Origin of the sequence: Pseudoalteromonas sp. SR43-2 (assembly GCF_014163885.1) — a bacterium.
Classification (GTDB): Bacteria; Pseudomonadota; Gammaproteobacteria; order Enterobacterales; family Alteromonadaceae; genus Pseudoalteromonas; species Pseudoalteromonas distincta.
Genome location: NZ_JACJED010000004.1, coordinates 264,223 through 280,709 on the forward strand (window position 1 = coordinate 264,223; position 16,487 = coordinate 280,709).

General features: G+C 38.5%; 15 protein-coding genes. 4 read left to right on the top strand and 11 right to left on the bottom strand.

The window, feature by feature from the left end; translation table 11 throughout:
* Positions 1 to 66 precede the first annotated feature (66 nt).
* The 4 genes from tdh to H5120_RS05440 form a co-directional block, all read right to left on the bottom strand.
* Positions 67 to 1,092, bottom strand: a complete 1,026-nt coding sequence (gene tdh / locus H5120_RS05425) for an L-threonine 3-dehydrogenase (RefSeq protein ID WP_024595694.1) — start codon at positions 1,090 to 1,092, stop codon at positions 67 to 69.
* Between the two features lie 50 nt (positions 1,093 to 1,142).
* Positions 1,143 to 2,336, bottom strand: a complete 1,194-nt coding sequence (locus H5120_RS05430) for a glycine C-acetyltransferase (protein WP_002961055.1) — start codon at positions 2,334 to 2,336, stop codon at positions 1,143 to 1,145.
* Positions 2,337 to 2,494: 158 nt separating this feature from the next.
* A complete protein-coding gene (gene gmhB / locus H5120_RS05435) occupies positions 2,495 to 3,058 on the bottom strand; it encodes a D-glycero-beta-D-manno-heptose 1,7-bisphosphate 7-phosphatase (protein WP_182673822.1) in 564 nt (187 codons plus the stop codon).
* Positions 3,058 to 4,116 carry a glycosyltransferase family 9 protein gene (locus tag H5120_RS05440; RefSeq protein ID WP_096792579.1) on the bottom strand — a complete coding sequence of 353 codons (1,059 nt, stop codon included), beginning with the start codon at positions 4,114 to 4,116 and terminating at the stop codon, positions 3,058 to 3,060. The genes gmhB and H5120_RS05440 overlap by 1 nt, the downstream gene beginning before the upstream one ends.
* A gap of 122 nt (positions 4,117 to 4,238) precedes the next feature.
* Here H5120_RS05440 and H5120_RS05445 point away from each other — a divergent pair, with 122 nt between their 5' ends.
* A complete protein-coding gene (locus H5120_RS05445) occupies positions 4,239 to 4,967 on the top strand; it encodes a 3-deoxy-D-manno-octulosonic acid kinase (protein ID WP_182673823.1) in 729 nt (242 codons plus the stop codon).
* 1 nt (position 4,968) lies between these two features.
* Here H5120_RS05445 and H5120_RS05450 read toward each other — a convergent pair whose 3' ends face one another.
* Both H5120_RS05450 and H5120_RS05455 read right to left on the bottom strand, forming a co-directional pair.
* Positions 4,969 to 6,054 carry a glycosyltransferase gene (locus H5120_RS05450; protein WP_182673824.1) on the bottom strand — a complete coding sequence of 362 codons (1,086 nt, stop codon included), beginning with the start codon at positions 6,052 to 6,054 and terminating at the stop codon, positions 4,969 to 4,971.
* A complete protein-coding gene (locus H5120_RS05455; protein ID WP_182673825.1) occupies positions 6,051 to 7,124 on the bottom strand; it encodes a glycosyltransferase in 1,074 nt (357 codons plus the stop codon). The genes H5120_RS05450 and H5120_RS05455 overlap by 4 nt, the downstream gene beginning before the upstream one ends.
* Before the next feature lie 169 nt (positions 7,125 to 7,293).
* Between H5120_RS05455 and H5120_RS05460 the strand changes: the two genes are divergently transcribed.
* Positions 7,294 to 8,841 (top strand): capsule assembly Wzi family protein, encoded by a 1,548-nt coding sequence (locus H5120_RS05460; RefSeq protein ID WP_182673826.1) that lies wholly within the window; start codon positions 7,294 to 7,296, stop codon positions 8,839 to 8,841.
* A gap of 245 nt (positions 8,842 to 9,086) precedes the next feature.
* Here the strand turns inward: H5120_RS05460 and hldE are convergent, their stop codons facing one another.
* Positions 9,087 to 10,526, bottom strand: a complete 1,440-nt coding sequence (hldE, locus tag H5120_RS05465) for a bifunctional D-glycero-beta-D-manno-heptose-7-phosphate kinase/D-glycero-beta-D-manno-heptose 1-phosphate adenylyltransferase HldE (RefSeq protein ID WP_182673827.1) — start codon at positions 10,524 to 10,526, stop codon at positions 9,087 to 9,089.
* Complete coding sequence (locus H5120_RS05470) at positions 10,526 to 11,116, bottom strand: SIS domain-containing protein (protein WP_002961065.1); 591 nt, start codon at positions 11,114 to 11,116, stop codon at positions 10,526 to 10,528. Before H5120_RS05470 ends, hldE begins: the two co-directional genes overlap by 1 nt.
* Before the next feature lie 182 nt (positions 11,117 to 11,298).
* On the opposite strand from H5120_RS05470, the gene waaA reads away from it, so the two are divergent.
* Both waaA and H5120_RS05480 read left to right on the top strand, forming a co-directional pair.
* Positions 11,299 to 12,582, top strand: coding sequence for a lipid IV(A) 3-deoxy-D-manno-octulosonic acid transferase (waaA, locus tag H5120_RS05475; protein WP_182673828.1), 1,284 nt, complete (start codon positions 11,299 to 11,301; stop codon positions 12,580 to 12,582).
* On the top strand, positions 12,579 to 13,127 hold the full coding sequence (locus H5120_RS05480) for a DUF1415 domain-containing protein (protein WP_165729383.1): 549 nt from the start codon (positions 12,579 to 12,581) through the stop codon (positions 13,125 to 13,127). Before waaA ends, H5120_RS05480 begins: the two co-directional genes overlap by 4 nt.
* A gap of 48 nt (positions 13,128 to 13,175) precedes the next feature.
* Here the strand turns inward: H5120_RS05480 and H5120_RS05485 are convergent, their stop codons facing one another.
* The 3 genes from H5120_RS05485 to H5120_RS05495 are packed head-to-tail and all read right to left on the bottom strand — an operon-like array spanning position 13,176 to position 16,167.
* Positions 13,176 to 13,505 carry a YdbL family protein gene (locus H5120_RS05485; RefSeq protein WP_002961068.1) on the bottom strand — a complete coding sequence of 110 codons (330 nt, stop codon included), beginning with the start codon at positions 13,503 to 13,505 and terminating at the stop codon, positions 13,176 to 13,178.
* An 11-nt stretch (positions 13,506 to 13,516) separates the two neighbouring features.
* On the bottom strand, positions 13,517 to 13,714 hold the full coding sequence (locus H5120_RS05490; protein WP_007378800.1) for a YnbE family lipoprotein: 198 nt from the start codon (positions 13,712 to 13,714) through the stop codon (positions 13,517 to 13,519).
* Positions 13,715 to 13,716: 2 nt separating this feature from the next.
* A complete protein-coding gene (locus tag H5120_RS05495) occupies positions 13,717 to 16,167 on the bottom strand; it encodes a YdbH domain-containing protein (RefSeq protein ID WP_182673829.1) in 2,451 nt (816 codons plus the stop codon).
* Positions 16,168 to 16,487: the final 320 nt, after the last annotated feature.

Consider the following 16,487-nt stretch of genomic DNA (forward strand, 5'->3'; position numbering starts at 1 on the left):
AAATCTCTTTAATTAATAGTATAAAAAAGGCGGCTAAAGCCGCCCTTCTTGTAATTTAGGTGGGAGTTAATCCCAGTTTAAAATCACTTTACCTGACTGACCTGAAATCATCATATCAAAGCCAGCTTGGAAGTCATCCACAGAATACTGATGTGTAATAATTGGGTTCAAATCAAGACCAGATTGAATCAAGCTTGCCATTTTGTACCACGTTTCGAACATTTCGCGACCGTAAATACCTTTAATCACTAAACCTTTAAAAATAACTTGGTTCCAATCAACTGCCATATCAGATGGTGGAATACCTAGCATGGCAATTTTACCGCCGTGGTTCATATTATTAAGCATTGAATTAAACGCGCTTGGCACACCTGACATTTCAAGGCCAATATCAAAGCCCTCTGTCATACCTAGCTCTTTCATTACATCTTCAAGCTTTTCATTTGCAACGTTTACAGCGCGTGAAGCACCCATTTTACGTGCTAAATCTAGGCGGTATTCGTTTACGTCGGTAATTACAACGTGGCGAGCACCAACATGTTTTGCAACAGCTGCTGCCATAATACCAATTGGGCCAGCACCAGTGATAAGTACATCTTCGCCAACTAAGTCAAACGATAGTGCGGTATGAACGGCGTTACCAAATGGGTCGAAAATAGAAGCCAGTTCGTCAGAAATATTATCTGGAATTTTAAATGCGTTAAATGCAGGAATAACTAAATATTCGGCAAACGCACCTTCACGGTTTACACCTACACCCGTTGTATTACGGCATAAATGTACACGTCCAGCACGACAATTTCGACAATGCCCACACGTAATATGCCCTTCGCCAGATACGCGGTCGCCAACCTGAAAGCCACGAACTTCTTGACCCATATCAACGACTTCACCAACATATTCATGACCAACAACCATAGGCGTTGGAATGGTTTTACTTGCCCACTCGTCCCACTTGTAAATATGTACGTCGGTACCACAAATAGCTGTTTTGCGAATTTTAATCAGTAAATCGTTGTGACCCACTTCTGGCTTTGGTGCATCTGTCATCCAAATGCCCGGTTCTGCTTTTAATTTAGATAATGCTTTCATAATCCACACTCAACTAAAAAACCGAAGCGAGGCTTCGGTTTAAAATAAAATTAAATAACGCCCATTTCTTTACCAATACGGGTAAATGCATCAATAGCAGTATCGAGCTGCTCAATGCTATGCGCCGCTGAAATTTGTGTACGAATACGCGCTTGCCCTTTTGGTACTACAGGGAATGAAAAGCCGGTTACGTAAATGCCTTCAGCAAGTAATTTATCAGCCATTAACGAGGCTACTTTGGCATCTCCTAGCATTACGGGGATAATTGCATGATCTTTACCTGCACACGTAAAACCAGCAGCTTCCATTTGCTCACGGAAATATTTAGCATTTGACCAAAGTTTAGCGCGAAGCTCGCCGCCATTTTCAAGCATTTCAAGTACTTTAATTGATGCAGTAACAATTGAAGGCGCTAATGAGTTTGAGAACAAGTATGGGCGTGAACGCTGACGTAACCATTCAACAATTTCTTTTTTACCTGATGTATAACCACCTGAAGCACCGCCCAGCGCCTTACCTAATGTACCGGTGATAATATCTACACGGTCTAATACATTACAGTACTCAGGTGTACCCTTACCGTTTTCGCCAACAAAGCCAACTGCGTGAGAGTCATCTACCATTACAAGCGCATCATATTTATCGGCTAAGTCGCACACAGCTTCTAAATTACAAATAACGCCGTCCATAGAAAACACGCCATCGGTAGCAATTAGTTTAGTTTTAGCACCGGCTTCGTCTGCTGCAATAAGTTGCTTCTCAAGATCAGCCATGTCGTTATTTGCATAACGAAAACGTTTAGCTTTACATAAACGTACACCGTCAATAATTGATGCATGATTTAATGAATCAGAAATAATAGCGTCTTCTGCGCCTAAAATAGTTTCGAACAAACCTGTATTTGCGTCAAAACATGAAGAATATAAAATAGTATCTTCTGTTTCTAAAAACGCACTGATTTTTTGCTCTAGTGTTTTATGGATATCTTGCGTGCCACAAATAAAACGTACTGAAGCCACACCAAAACCATGATTATTTAAACCATTTTGCGCCGCTTCAATTAACTCTGGGCTATTAGCTAAACCTAAGTAGTTATTAGCACAAAAGTTGATTACTTTACCTGATGCAACTTCGATTTGAGCTTGCTGCTGGGACTTAATAATACGTTCGTTTTTATACAAACCTTCGGTTTTTACGTCTTCAATTTGCTGTTGTAACTGGCTAAAAAAAGCAGATGCTCTCATCTAGGTTCTCCATCTATTTGAACGGGTAAACAACCGCACTTTCACGGCTGTTTATTATGGGGGTATTGTAAAAGTTTAATGGGTAAAATGCACGGTTTGCAGTTCGTCGCAAACACCCTAAGTTGGAAGGAATTCCTGCCAGTTTACAGGCTGTTTATTTATGTGTTTAAAAGTGCAGGTAAACTACTTATAGAATCGATAATTAAATCAGCTTCTTGCTTAGCGCTTTCGTCAAAGCTTTGCCCTGAACGCACTAAAACACGGGTAGTGATCCCTGCTTTTTTCGCAGCCTGCATATCACTGAGTTTATCGCCCACCATAATACTGCAAGCAGGGTCGATATTATGCTCTTGTATGCCTTGTAATAACATACCTGGCGCAGGCTTTCTGCAACTGCACTCTTTCAAATATTCAGGGCCCGCTTTTTTAGGGTGATGCGGGCAAAAATACACATCGGTAACTGCAATGCTGTGGGCACTAAACTGGTCTTTCATCCACTCGGTCATTGCTAAAAAATCAGCTTCGGTGTAATAACCTCGACCAATTCCAGATTGATTAGTGACGATTATGATTTTATAGCCTGCATCGTAAAATGTTTTACAGGTGCTAAAAACACCGTCAATAAATTCAAATTTATCGCTTTGATACACATAACCATGATCAACATTTACCACGCCATCTCGGTCTAAAAAAAGCGCTTTATTTTTTTGTTGTGCATTCATTACAAAGACTCTTTTTGTACAACATGGTCAAACATCGCTTTTACATCATCAACTGTAATTTGGCTCATTAAATCATCGCCTTTTACGCGTGTACCCCACGGTACTTGCTCAGCCGTTTTACCTGTTTGCTTAAACAAGTTCTGATGATAAACCTCTACCACGTAGTCTTGATATAAATAAGGACCTGTGCGTGCTGGATTTGAATGTGCATATAAACCAATAACCGGCGTACCAACAGTTACTGCCATATGCGCAGGACCCGTATCGGGCGCGAGCACTAAGCTGCCACGCTTTAACACGCACAACAACTCTTTGAGTTTTGTTTTACCGACTAAATTTAAAATAGGCGTGTTACTGTGCTCAATAATGCTATTTGCTAGGTTAATTTCAAGCTCTGTTGGGCCACCCGTCAATACCACCTTAAAGCCTTGCTCGCTTGCATAATCAGCCAATGTGGCATAACGATCAGCGAGCCAATTACGCTGCGCTTTACTAGCTGCAGGCGATATTACTAATAGTTTATTAGTTAGGTATTCTGATGTTAATAACTCATCTGCAACCGCTTGGTCTTGCTCGGTATATGGCATGTCCCAACTCGGTTTATAATCAGCTACACCAATGGCTTTTGCAAAACCTTTAAAGCCTTCAAGCACATGCGCCTGGGCTTGTGGGTCTATTCGTTTATTAATAAATAAGCTGTGCAATTCTTTTGAACGTGCCCAATCGAACCCTATTTTTACTTTTGCAGGAATACAGCGCGCTACAAACCCAGCCCTTAATGCAACTTGCATGTTAAGTAACACATCAAACTTTTGGTTTTTGAAGCGTTGCTTTAAGCTTTTCAGCGCTGCTTTGCCTTGCTTTTTATCAAATACCACCAGCTCAACACCCGGTAAGTCGGCAAGTAGCATGGCTTCTACTTTGCCAATAACCCACGTAATTTTTGCATTAGGGTGTGCTTTTTGAATAGCTTGTACAGCACTCACACCATGACATACGTCACCAATGGCAGAGAGTCTTAATATACAAATAGATGAATAATTAGGAGCTTGAGTCACACATTCCCTTAGGTATTAAATACAAAAGCCGATCTTAAATTATAATCACGCTATTGCAAGCACTTATCCTCAGCTTTAAAACGCGCTAATATAGGCCCATTATTTAGCAATTACACAGAGCTATGTTTAAACAACACGTGCAAGGCAACCACACTGTATTAAGCCACCCTAAATACACAAGCCAAATTACCCTCGATTGGTTTGATGCAAATTATTGGCAACAACAAAATAAAATTGTGGGCGCTAAAAAAGGCAGAGCAACAGCATGGTTTTTTAAACAAGACGAATTAACAGCCGTACTTAGGCATTATTGGCGCGGTGGTTTAGTGGGTAAATTGCTAAGCGATCAATATTTATACCCAGGGCTTGAACAAACCCGTGTGTATAAAGAGTTTAGTTTAATGAGTAAACTTATAGAGCTTGGTTTAAACGTACCCACCCCTGTTGCAGCAAAAGTAACCCACAGCGGATTAATTTACCGTGGTGATATTATTACCGAGGCTGTTAAAGGCGCTAAAAGTGTACTCGATATATTAATTGAACGCCCATTGACTGAAGATGAGTTGGAGCGCATTGCTAAAACAATCGCGCTATTTCATTCAAAAGGCGTTTGTCACGCCGATTTAAACATTAATAACATTTTATTTAATGATATTGGTGATGTGTATATTATCGACTTTGATAGAGGTGAAATAAGAGCGCCTAACCCACAGTGGCAACAAAGTAATATGGCACGCCTTGAGCGCTCATTTTTAAAAGAGCAAGGTCGAAATGATGTCTTTAATTGGCAAGCGAGTGACTGGCAAACTCTGCACAGCAACTACCTCAAAACACTCGCTAATATAAGTTAACTTAGTTAGCCAATGCTAAATACTGCAGAGCAACCTGCTCTGACTGTACTTGTTTTAGAATATCTGCGTTTTCTACATTTGGCTTATCTGCTAGCACCTGCTTAACGCCATTGGCTAATGCCTCACTTTGTTGAACGGGTACTAAATATTTACTCAGCTCGCCTGTTAATATCTCGCTTGGTCCAAATGTACAATTAGTGCTAACTACCGGAGTACCCACCGCTAAAGCCTCAATTAATACCGTTGGCAGCCCTTCAAAATCAGAGCTCAAAACTAAAGCTTTGGCATGCAGAATCCAGTTGTACGGGTTTTGTTGAAATCCAGGCACTACTAACTGTTTATCTATGCCATATTGCTGTGCAAGCTTTAACGCTTTTGCAGGTTTATTACATAAAAGGACTAACTTGTATTTTTTATCAAGCTTTGCAAATGCTGCAAATAATATATCGTGGCGTTTTTGTTTGGCGAGCCTTCCTACATGAATTAAGTAAGGCTCATTTGGGATATTGTTATTTTGTTCATTTGCTTGTTGGTTTATTTTTTCAAAATCGAACGGGTTATAAATAGTCGCGATTGCACTTGGGTTAATTAAATCCCCTTGTATTATTTCTTTTTCAACACCCTTTGATACGCAAATAAGTGATTTACCATTTAAGTTTTGCTTACTTTTTTTAAGGTATAAATATGAAAATGGACCTAACTTTTTTTGACGGGCAAGTTCTGCATTAACTGAGTTGTGAATAACAAAATGAACATTTTTGATATTACTAAGCGCGAGCAAGTTATTACTTCTATCAAGGTTAGAAAGCACTAGATCAATATTGCCAATCTCGCTTTGTTTTTTTTCAAACCACGCTTCTAATCGCAAAATACTATTTTTTCGCTGCCAGAATCTATCTACTTTAGATGCTCTATCAGGAAAAAGGCTATCAACTTTAACTATATCAGGAATGTCATACTCAGCGTTGCTCGCAAGAGATAATATAGTGACATTGTGCTGTAGTTTTGCCATTTTTTCAGCCAAGGTAAGCATTACTTTTTCAGCACCACCACCTACTAGTGAATCAATTACAATCACTATATTCATAAGCGATCTCCTACAAGCATATTTTTTATACCTGTAGTGATAACGTCGAAACTATGTGTGCTATCGAGTTGCTTATACTTATCAATAAATTCACTATAAAAAGGCTCGGTAATAACTTGAGCTATTTTCGTTGTAATTTCATCAATATCAAGATTTGCTTTTATTACAACACCTGCATTAACGCAATGATCCAATCGTGTATTTTGATCTTTTGAGATAGCACATGCCACAACAGGGGTTTGAACTGCAATTGCTTGCAATAAAGTATCTCCACCACTAAGTAATGCGACTTTAGCTTGGCTCATTAATGCCAAAAATTCGGTTCCTTGCAGGCTTGATAAACAAGTAACCTCATCACTTTTAGGAATTGCTTTATTATAATTTGCACCAAACACAACAACTGCTTTTAAACCAGTATGCTTGGTAATTTTAAGCGCGGCTTTAAAGTAAACCTCCGCACAATTAAGATTATTTAATATATGCCCGCCAGAACCCGCATTAACAATAAAATAGCCATCAGATACTAAGTTATAGCGATTTAAAACATCACGTTTTTGCTCACAAGAAGCAAATGGAACAAAAGGGCCTACATTACGAGGGTGTGCCAAGGGAAACATGTCTAACTTCGCACTTTCAGCCCACGTAAGTGGCTCAATACAATAATCAGGCTGTACAACCCAATGTGTATCAATTAAATTAATCCTGTTTAGCTTCAATCCCTTAGCGCGTTTTTTTGCATGCTGAGAAATAAATACAACTTTAGCGCCTACTTTTTTAGCCGCTTTCATATGCCCTGCACGTCCTGCACAATCAAAAACAACGACGTCAGGTTTAAATTGCTCTATAAAGTCGCAAACAGAATCAAGCTCTTTAGTCGCTGAGTGTTCAAGCAATGTGGCTTCAAAAGGACACTTTTTTGCGTAGCTTGTATGCTTGTTTAGTATGAAGTGAATATCGAGAGAATCAGTAAGTTCTGCCTTTAAACTTTGAGCCAACAACAACGAGCGCATATATTCACCAATGCCTTCTGGTGATGATACGGGAATAAATAAAAGTCGTTTGTTGCTCATTACATTCTCAATTTCCTATTTGAACTCCAGTATACCAATCAGATACTTATTACGATAGCTAGGTTACATTTTAATATATTAAATTAGCTCTATAAATTTGATTATTTACTGCAATAACAAGCTTAGGTTGATAAACTTAGCCGCAATCTAAATCACAAGGATCTGAACTTTGCGAAACAGAATTTTTCTACTTTCTACTCTTTTTTGCGCTATAAGCGCGTCAGTTAATGCTGAACCATGGGTAAAACCCGATGATTACGGTCTTAGAGCTGATATTCAACAATTAGCTGATGCCGGTGTTATTTTAGCTCCTGTAACTACCTATCCGCTTATGTGGAAAAGTTTTATAAGTGATGTGCAAAGCATGCCGCTTGAGCAATTATCTCCAAGCTTGCAAGATGCTTTACTTCGCGTTAAGCATCGATATAAATCAGAAAATAGCAGCTCGCATAGTCTTCAATTATCTGCTTTTGCAGCCACAGATCCGATCATAGCAACAAGCTTTGGTGCAACAAATACACAAGAAACAGAGCTTTCAGCAGCTTACGCTTATTTAGGCGATAACTTTGCAGCTAAAGTAGCTATAAATTACAGAAGCGACGGTAAAAAATGTTTAGTTGATGGAAAAACGACTGACGATATAGTTACCGATGAGCAAGCTTTAACTGATTGTAACGATACCTCACTTGACGATAGTTACTTAGCTTACCGTTTAGGTAACTGGATTTTTAGAGCCGGTGCTGTTGAGCAATTTTGGGGACCTGGTGTTGATAACAGCTTAATTATGTCTGGTAATGCGAAACCTTTACCTGCACTAAGTGTAACCAGAGAAAAAAGTACTGCTTTTGAAACACCATGGTTAAGCTGGATTGGTCAATGGGGCTTTACCGCACAAATGGCTAAACTTGAGTCTACACGTGTAATTCCTGATGCTTTACTTTGGAGCAGTAGATTAAATATACGCCCAATACAACAATTAGAAATTGCTGTTAGCTGGTCTGCACAATGGGCAGGAGACGGCCAACCGGGCTCTGCGGGTGATTTTATTGATGTCATAACTGGGCAAACAGCATGTATTGATGGCAATGTTAGTTGCGATAGCCAATTAGAGTCAAAAATAGGTAATCAATTAGCTGGCATAGATATTCGCTGGTCAGATACACTTTTCAACCAACCTTATGCTGTATATGCCAGTACGATTGGAGAAGATGCCAGTTCACAGTTTAAGCCAGCCGATAGAGCCTATTTGTATGGTGTACAGACAACACAACGTGTATATGATCAAAACTTATTAATAAATGTAGAGTACATAGATACAGGTGTTTCATGTTCAGCTGAATCAATAGTTGAAAATTGTTACTATGAGCATGATACTTATAAGTCTGGCTATCGCTACCATGGACGCACTATTGGTTCGACGTATGACAATGATGCGCAATCAGTTGTCCTAACACTACTTGGTCAACTTTCTAATGGTGATGATTGGCAGTTGAAATTACGCAGTGTTGATTACAATAGTGACAATAGCGATTGGTACCCTAGCAATCCAGATTTAGGTAACACTATTACTAAAACAGGCTTTAATAGTAAGCAATTAGAACTTCGTTATAGAATGCTTTCGATGGGAGGGCGAGTCACTTTAGGTGCTTTTGCATCTAACAATGACGGTGCTGAAAACGATACATCAGCATTTGCCAAGTACGAATTAAATTTTTAGTAAGTTACTTTATTAAAAATAAAAAGGGATGAAAACACTGTTTTCATCCCTTTTTTGTATTTTTAGTAACTTAAATCAGTAATTATACTAATTGCATTAAATTAGTGTTCTATTATAGCGATAAGAAAATAGCTCAATAACAAGGCTAAAATTATGATACATAGTTGTTCTATATAAATAGTTTTTAACGTAGTTAGTGAGTTATTTAATACGCTAGAATGATCATGTTTTTAATAAAATTGGTATTACTGTTTAATTTTACTAATTACTTTTGATGTTGAGCACCCATCTAAAAATTCAAGCACTTCAACTTTTCCACAATGACGAAGTACGTGCTCAGCACCCGCTATTTGATCTACAGTGTAGTCGCCACCTTTAACTAAAATATCTGGGCTTATTTGCTCAATTAATTTAGCGGGAGTATCGTTTTCATCTAAGCTACCAAACGGAATAACCCAATCAACTGATGAAAGTGCGCTAAGTACCATCGCACGCTCATCTAGTGGGTTAATAGGACGTTCTGCCCCTTTTAAACGCGTAATTGATTCATCATTATTTAATCCAACAACGAGTCTATCGCCTCGTGCTTTAGCTTGCGCTAAATAACGTACATGCCCGGCGTGTAAAATATCAAAACAGCCATTAGTGAATACAATGGTTTCGCCGTTTTGTTTTGCAAATTCAATATGCTGAAGTACATCATCAAATGGTGTTTGGTAATGCTCACCCGTAGTATGTAAATACTGACCAAGCTTGCGGCTTAGCTCTTCTGGCGAGACAGTTGCAGCCCCAAACTTACTCACAACGATACCTGCGGCTAAATTAGCAATTTCGACAGCATCTTTAGGTTCCATGCCCGCGCCAAGCATAACCGCGAGTGTAGCTATAACCGTATCACCGGCCCCGGTTACATCGCTTACTTCAAGCTCTTGCGCTGCAAAATCAAATTTTTCATCTGCACTAATAAGCGACATACCTTGCTCAGAACGCGTAAGCAACATAACTTTAATGCCATTTTTGCTAATTAAATCACGCGCACTTGCGGCTAAAGCCTCTTCTGAATCGGTTTGACCACCCGCTAACTTAAACTCATGTAAGTTAGGTGTAATGTAATCAGCACCTTCATATAAATGTAAATCTGGCGATTTAGGGTCGATTAAAACCGTTTTTCCGGCGCCCTTCGCAAGGCTTACCATTTCTTTAATTAAACTCAAAGATCCTTTGCTGTAATCAGAAAACACAATAAAGTCGTATTCATCAAGTACAAGCTCTAAGCGGTTTAATAAAAGCTGGCTGTGTTGCTCAGTAAACGTTTCTTCTAAATCAAGACGAACCAATTGTTGGTGGCGGCTAATAACACGCATTTTTGAAATAGTCGGTAAATCACATACACTGACTAATTGTGAGCTTATTTTTTCACCTTTTAAGATGGTCTCTAAAATCTGCCCGCTTTCGTCCTCACCAATTAAACCCAATAAGCCAACTTTTGCATCTAACCGCGCTATATTTTTTGCAACGTTAGCTGCGCCACCGGCTTTGTCTTCAAATTTACTTACTTTAACAACCGGTACTGGCGCTTCTGGCGAAATGCGACCTGTATCACCATACCAATAGCGGTCTAGCATTACATCGCCAACAACTAATATTCGTGCCGCTGATAAGTTTTTTAATAACGATAAATCCATTACTGCTGCTCCGCAACAACCATATCCATGGCTTCACATAACCAGTGACCTATAAACATGTGAGCTTCTTGAATACGCGCTGTTTCGTCATTTTTTATAATAATAGGTAACTTAGCAATATCTTTTACTTTACCGCCATCACGCCCAGTTAATGCCACAGTAAAAGCGCCTAGTTTATTTGCAGCTTCCAATGCTAAATTAATATTGTTACTAGTACCTGATGTGGTTAAACCAATAACTAAATCTTCTGGCTTACATAACGCTTGAACTTGGCGTTCAAACACCGTATCAAAGTGATAATCGTTGCTGTGCGCTGTTAAAATTGAGGTGTCAGTGGTCAATGCCATTGAAGCAAGCGGACCACGTTCTAATTTATAACGCACTACAAATTCTGCAGCTAAATGCTGTGCATCTGCTGCACTACCACCGTTACCAAACCAAACAATCTTGCCACCAGCTTGTAATGCACTATGGCATGCTTCTAACAATTGCATAGATTCTTGATGATAAGCCTCCATCGTTTCAAATAATGCCTGATGACGGTTTAATGTTTCAACGTAGCTAGTTGCCACTGAATCGATAATTGACATGAAAAAATTCCTCTTGGAACTGAAATGGCAGGAAAAATTAAATTCATTATTCCATAATTTTATTTAATTGTGTGTATTTTATCGGGTTATAACTGAACCCAGACCATATTTTATAACGAGTCTGTTTAGAAAACGGCTATTTCACGGTAAACTAACGCCACTTCCCTTTAAGAAAGATCAGTATGGCACGCATTTTTTACTCATTCGCATTAATTATTATTAGCCCACTGATTGTATTTTATCTCTATATTTTACGAGGTAAAAAAAACCAAGGCTATCGTGCACACTTTAAAGAGCGCTTTGGGTTTGTCGGTAAGTCTTTATTTACGGTTAAAACTAAACCTTTAGTTTTTCATTGTGCTTCTGTTGGTGAGGTACTTGCCGCAACGCCACTTATTAAAGCTTTGCAAAAAGCGCATCCAAATTTAAATATACTTATAACCTGTAATACTCCAACAGGCAGAGAGCAAATACTTAGCCAGTTTAAAAATACTGTAGCGTGTAGCTATTTACCAATCGATTTCCCGTTTGCAACGGCTCGATTTTTAAAGCGTATAAAGCCACAAGCATTATGTATTTTAGAAACCGAGCTATGGCCAAATTTAATGGCGATAAGCCACAAAAAAAACATACCAGTACTTGTCATCAATGCAAGACTCTCTGAAAAGTCACAGCAGGGCTATCAAAAGGTCGCTAAATTAACGCATATTATTATGCGCTCAATTACGGTACTTGCGAGTCACAATAAAACAGATGCTAAACGCTTTATTGAACTTGGTCTTGAAGCTTCAAAAAGCCATGTAACAGGCTCAATAAAATTTGATATAACACCAAGTGAAGAGCAACTAGCTAAAGTACTCAACCTTAAACAGCTTTATAGTAGTAATGAACGCTTTGTGTGGGTGGCAGGCTCAACACATCCTGTTGAGCATGAGCTGGTACTTTCAGCCCATCAAGAGTTACTAAAAAAGCAACCGAACGCATTACTTATAATTGCCCCGCGCCATCCAGAGCAATTTGACAAAGTGGCAGAGCTTTTAACGCAAAGCCCACTTAGCTTTAGCCGTCGTAGCCAAAATAACTATAATAATGAGCAAATACTCCTTGCTGATACGCTTGGTGAATTACAGTGTTTATATGGCGCTGCAAATGTGAGCTTTATTGGTGGCAGCTTAATTCGCAGAGGTGGGCATAACCCACTGGAATCAGCAGCGTTTTCGGTAGGTGTAATAACAGGTCCACACACATACAATTTTGACCATGTTTATCCCGAGCTAACAAAGCTCAAAGGTGCTGTAGTGGTTGATAGTAACGACGAACTCGCAAAGCAGCTCATAACGTTTAGCCAAAACACAAAAGCGTGCCAAACCTTAGGTATTAAAGCTGCGCAATGCGTAGCTAAAAACCAAGGTGCTATACAAAAAACACTTAACATTATTAATCAATATTTAGAGCCAAAACCGTGACCAACATAGCTATAAGCCAAACCCGTGAATGGGTGTCATCTGTTATTGTTAAATATAACTTTTGCCCGTTTGCACGCAAAGAAGTAGAAAACAACTGTATTCATTACATAGTAAGCCCAGCAACGAGTATGGATGATGCTGTAATGGATATGCTTGAGCAATGTGTTGAGCTTGACCGTGAACCAGAGCGCGAAACAACCCTGATCATGTTTGACAACGGCTTTAGTGACTTTGAAGACTTTTTAGACTTGGTCGATTTAGCTAATGCGCTTTTAGTCGCGCAGGGGTTTGAAGGGAAGTATCAAATTGCTAACTTTCATCCTGATTACGTATTTGCCGACAGCGATGAGACCGATGCCGCAAATTACACAAATAGAGCGCCCTTTCCTACTTTGCATTTAATCCGCGAAGCAAGTATGAGCGAAGCACTTGATAGTTATAACGAGCCTGAATCTATTCCAGAGCATAATATAAACCTAGCAAGACGTAAGGGGATTGATTTTTGGCAGCAGTTACTTGAAGGCTGTAAAAAACCGAGCGCTTAAATGCTCGGTTTTATTTTGGTTTGTGCAGAACAAGACAATAACAAGCGCTTATTTTTTAACCCAGTTACCATTTACTTCAACGTAATGACCACTTTGGGTTTTTTCAATTGTTTTAGCAGCAGCAAGCGCTTCAACTTGTGAAAGCGACAGGTTATTCTTTTTAGCGAGCTTTAAGTACTGCGCTTTACGCTTTGCATTTATGTCATCAACAACGGCTTTTGCCTCTGCGTTTTGTACAACAAGTCCTAAATAACCGGAGCTATCTTCACCTACTAAACCTTGGTTTTTAGCGTCATCAAGGCTAATAGCCCAAGCAGAGAAAGACATACATACTGCACTAACTAACGTAATAATGTTTAATTTTTTCTTCGTATTCATGTTCTAGCTCCTTAAAATAACTCACTGTCGTCACTAAATAAATTGTCGAGTTCTTTATCTACTTTTACGCGAATTTCGTGATCGACCTTCACATTTAAATTAATAGTAATGGGCTCTTTAGCAGACACCTCAACACGATGCGTGCAAGCACTGAGTGCACTAATAGCACTCAGCGCGAGCAGTACTTTTATCAATAACGACTGTCTCATTATTAGTTTCCTTTTTGTGAGTATTGTTGCTCAACTTTTTGTGTAATTTCGTCACTTAAACGCAGTGCACGTAAAAGTGTAAATACGTTTTCTTCGTGGTTATAATTAAAGTTAACCTGCTGCTGCTCTGCTTTATTATAGCCTTGCAAATTAACCCCTAGTTTTAACCAACCATCGTTTTTTAGTGCCACACTGCTATTAAGTTTTTGAATATCTAAATTAGTTAATAGCCCTAACACAGGTTGTAACTCTTGCTGTTGCTGCATTACTGAATCAAAAGCGGCATTATTGGTAATTTTTAAATTACCTGTTCCTTGGCTAAATAAGCTACCGTCAATTATTTCAATTTTTCCACTATCAAAGTGAACCGGTAAAGACCCCGCCAAGCGTCCCGTTAATACAATGCCCGACTTATCGTCGAGTGTAACAAGTTTGCTTGCATCAATATTTTCAAACTTAACATTAGCAACTTGGTTTGGCTTCCCTACTGTGTAGCTATCTAATGAAAACTCACCACCAAACACACTTCCTTTTACATCATTTATAAGCGCGGTATTGTTATTAACTTGCCATTGCCCTTCAATCGCTTTAACTATAGCACCCGCCCTAAGCTCATTTAAATTAAAGGTAGTTGGTTTTACATTAAGCTTACCTGAATTATATTCCCCGCTAAATGTACTGCTTAAATCGCTCGCAAGGTAATCGTTATAAAGTGCACTTACATGACTAATCCCCATATTGAACGATGCACCTTGTAAGTTTACATCGCCACTAATATAGCCATTAAATTCGCCCTCTGTTAACTGTGCAAGTGGCTCAAATTGACTAATAAACGCATTTAACGACAGCGCACTTTGTTCAGGAATAACCACTTCAAATGGATGAGCTTGCGACGACACATGATGATTTATCACTAACTCAACATCGTTTATAAATGCGTGATGCGTGGCTTTTAGTGCACGGCTATGCAAGCCCGTAGACTCTACTTTTATATTATTAAGTTTTATGTCGGGGCTATTAACAGCCTTTATATTCGTTTTTGCTGTTAGATCAGCAAATAACTCACCTACGCCTAAATTAGCATTTGCTGTTAATGTGTTACTTATATCTGTGACTTTAAATTCTTTATATTCTGCGCTTTTTAATTGCTGCGTTAACGTTACTTCTGTGTTTAACTGTTTATCCATTTTTGCAGTTAAATCACCTTGGTATTGCACTGCACTTATATCAAACGCATCTACACTATTAAGCGTTAATTTAGCATTTATAAGCCCAATTGGTTTTGAGTCTATAAACTCACTTATATTAAAGTGACCACTAAGGCTAAGCCCATCCGCTGTTGCGGGTACAAACTCAGGTAAATTTTCAAGCATAACGGCGTAATCGCCTTTAATCGCAGCGCCAGATAACTGAGCATTAACGTTAATATTATTTATATCGGGTGTATTTATTTGAGCTGATAAAGTTGACTGTAAGTCTTTAAATGGAGATGTAATATTTAGTGTTGTATCAGTTATTAAAAAATCAAATTGCTTATCGCCCACGCTTAACAAATTAATTGCAGGTACCCTCAACTCACTACTCTTTAAGCGAATTGATTGAGGGAGTTTAAGTTGCCAATTTAAAGGCACTTGTTTGCTAACAAAGCCTGCATATTCACTTGGTGGAATTAACTCAGTACAGCTTGGTGTTAAATTAATTTTGTTATTAAGCAGATCGGTATTAAATATTAACGCTTGGCTATTTAAATTAAAACGCGTCGCCAATTTACCAGTGGTTAATACGTTAACTTTGCACTGCTCATACGTGTGAGCAAACTGGGAGCTAATATCGCCATTTAACTCAAGTTCTATACCATCAAAGCTAAATGCTTGCTGAGTATTAAAGTTAAAATCTGCTATTAATGTATTTTTAGTGTTTATAACGTGCTTTAAAAAAGTGTCATTAATTTCAAACTGACCCCTTACTTTATTAGCAGTCAAAATTGCACTTGCGTTTATATCACCTGAGACATTAAATTTATTTAGTTCGGGTTCTAATATGCTTATTTTAAGTGGCTTATTGAGCTCATCACTTTTTACTACAAGCTGTTTAATATTGATTAATGGGCGATTTAAGGGAAGTGCTAAATCGAGATTTTTAGCAAGCTGATTAGCATTATCACTTTTAGGGAGTGGATTAACTCTTAGCACTGCATTTTCAATATCTACACGCTTTGTATTTGCAGTAATACCAGTAAGTTGTAACTGTTGATTTTGATAATTTACACACACTTTATCAGCATGAATATTTAGTTCAGACGTTATTGAAAAATCAAGGCAATTTAATGTGACACCCGCTTTTTCGAGCTCAGGTGCTATAGCCCACTGTAATAAAAGTAAACGAAATACATAACCAAGCAGTAAGGTACTTAGCAATAAAACGCCAACAATTAAACCAATTCGCTTAAACATACTATCCTTAAATGCTTTGTGCTTTTAGCTATACTAATACCAACCTGCATAAATCTTTGATCAATTTAACGAATTAAATTGCACTATAACGTCGTTAAAATTTTTTATTTAGAACAACTAGATATAAAAACTTTTGCCTAGTTCTAGCGTAATTTTCTTAACGTTAAATAGACCCCATATATAAGCAGATTGGTATGTCCCGTCCTAAAATACGTTGACGGTTTTAAATGAAGGCCAGTAGCTTTTGCTCCTGGCTTTTTTTGTGCACTTGGTTTGGTGTTTTCATTCCTAAACTCAAATGCGGCCTAAATTCATTGTAT